A 2193-nucleotide genomic window follows, 5' to 3' on the forward strand; every position below is an offset into this window, starting at 1 on the left:
GCCGCCAGTCGTTCAGGGGTGGGCGGATGAGTCTGGGGGCGTGTCGTAGGTCGGTCGCGGCGGCCGATCCCGTGAGGAGGGTCACATGGCGGATGCCGTCGATCAGCTGTCGCAGTGCCTCGGTGGCGCCCGGGACACCGCCGGCGTCCCAGGCCCGTAACAGCGGCAGGGCCGTGCCGACCAGGTCGGCGCCGAGTGCCAGGGCGCGAGCGGCGTCCAGGCCGGTACGGATACCGCCGGATGAGATGATCACAATGTCCTCGCCGAGGACGTCACGGCAGGCGACCGTCGCGGCCGCCGTCGGGATGCCCCAGCGGGCCATGCCATCGGCGGCCGGGGGAGCCGGGGCGCGGAGCTGCTCGACGCGGACCCAGGAGGTGCCTCCGGTTCCGGAGACGTCGATGATCGTGACCCCGCAGTCGGCCAGGCGCCGGGCGACGGCCGGGGAGATGCCGCAACCGGTCTCCTTGACCAGTACGGCACCGTCGAGCCGGTGGACGAGGCGTTCGATGAGCGCGTATCCGCCGCGGAAGTCACGGTCGCCTTCGGGCTGGGTGAGTTCTTGCGCGACATTGAGGTGCACCGCCATGCCGTCGGCGTCAATGGCGTCTTTCAGCGTGGCGACACCGTCGACACCGAGTTGGACGGCCTGCCGCAGCCCGATATTGCCAAGGATGGGGATGGATGGTGCGACCTCACGCACCTGGTAGGAGGCGCTCAGGCGGGGGTCTTCGGCCATCGCGCGCTGGCTGCCCACGCCGAAGGCGACGCCCACGTCCTGGGCGACGCGGGCGAGGTCCCGGTTGACCTGGGCGCTGCGCGGAGTCCCTCCGGTCATGCCGGTGATGAGCAGCGGCGCGTTGATCGGCCGGCCGAACAGCTGCGCGCTCAGGTCGACGTCGTCGACGCCGCGTTCGGGCATCGCGCAGTGGATGAGGTCCACGCATTCCAGCAGGGTGCCGTGCGCCGCCGGTTCGACCTGTTCGGAAAGGCACAGGTCGAGGTGCTGGTCCTTGCGCCGGCCGGTGATCCCGGTCATCACGCCTCCGCGCTTTCCGCACGGGTGTGCCGGTAGCCCTCAACCGACAGGTACGCGGTCAGCTGCGGCGGGCCGGCGGTCAGTTTCCGCGAGACCCAGGCGATGAGGCCCGAGCCGGTCGTCAGCGGGCGGCGCGCGATCGCCCGCACCGCGCGTTCCAGCGCCACCGCGTCGCAGGCGGGGAACGTCCGGCGCACGCGGCGGAGCACGCTCTGGTCGTGGTCGGTGTAGCAGCGGACCGGCAGATGCAAGGTCGCCTGGGTCGGGTGTGCTCGCAGGCGTGCGGTCATCTCCCAGCACACCAGCGGGCGACGCCGGTCGAAGACCGTCTGCGGGCCCAGCAGGTCGTCGCAGAACCTTCGCGCGGTTCCCGGCGTGTAGCCCGGCAGCGGGGCCAGCAGGGCCTCCAGGGACGCGGCGTCGTCCACCACCGCGGGCGTGTACACCTTGACGCGTGAGACGTCGGCGGCGGTGAGGTCAAGGGAGATGAAGGGGATCGGGGTGTCCGGCCGGTCCAGCGCGTGGCGGCGCAGCCAGGCCCATCCCGATGTGTAGCCTAATCGTTTCATGGCTTCGGCCACGAGGGCGCGGCTGTTGTCGGCCCCGGCCGCGCCGGGGTCGAAGTACGCCTTGATCAGTGGGCGGGTGCCCGGCCGGATGACCGCTCCCAGCCACAGCCCGAACCCGGCGTGACCGGACAGGGGCTCGAAGAGGTCGCCCACGGCCTCGGCGGCGCTGAGATCGACAAGGCCGCGTTGTCGCAGCGACCGCAGGGTGGCCCAGCCCGCGCCCCAGTTGGATGCGGGGGTCGTCGGCTGCGTCGGGGATTGCGGTTCGAGGAGGAGCCGCACCTGCGGCCGGTCGGTCCCGACCACCACCGAGTACTCGAACGGCGACCCGTCGTCGGTGATGTCGGTGCGCGTCGGAGGAGTGAGCCCGAACGGCCGCCCGCCCCAGGGGCCGAACAGGGCCGCGACGAGCTCGTCCACCGTGCGGTGACAGGCGTCGGGCAGTTCGAGCGCCGCGCAGAGCGCGCGCATGTCCGCCGCCGCCACCTCACCGAACCGCCGTTCGGTAAACGGCAGACTACGCGTCTGATTATCGTCATCGGGGATCTGCGGGAAAACGTTCGTCACGGTCATTTCTGATCCCTT

The 2193-nt window shown here is 71.4% G+C and carries 2 protein-coding genes; both read right to left on the minus strand.

Annotated features, from left to right (window positions below; all coding sequences use genetic code 11):
* On the minus strand, window positions 1-1039 hold a 1039-nt coding region (gene fni / locus ABD841_RS40390), incomplete at its 3' end, for a type 2 isopentenyl-diphosphate Delta-isomerase (RefSeq protein WP_344982361.1).
* A complete protein-coding gene (locus tag ABD841_RS40395; RefSeq protein ID WP_344982363.1) occupies window positions 1039-2079 on the minus strand; it encodes a tryptophan dimethylallyltransferase family protein in 1041 nt (346 codons plus the stop codon). The genes ABD841_RS40395 and fni, both read right to left, overlap by 1 nt.
* Between the last annotated feature and the right edge of the window lie 114 nt (window positions 2080-2193).

This window comes from Streptosporangium fragile, assembly GCF_039534445.1.
GTDB lineage: Bacteria > Actinomycetota > Actinomycetes > Streptosporangiales > Streptosporangiaceae > Streptosporangium > Streptosporangium fragile.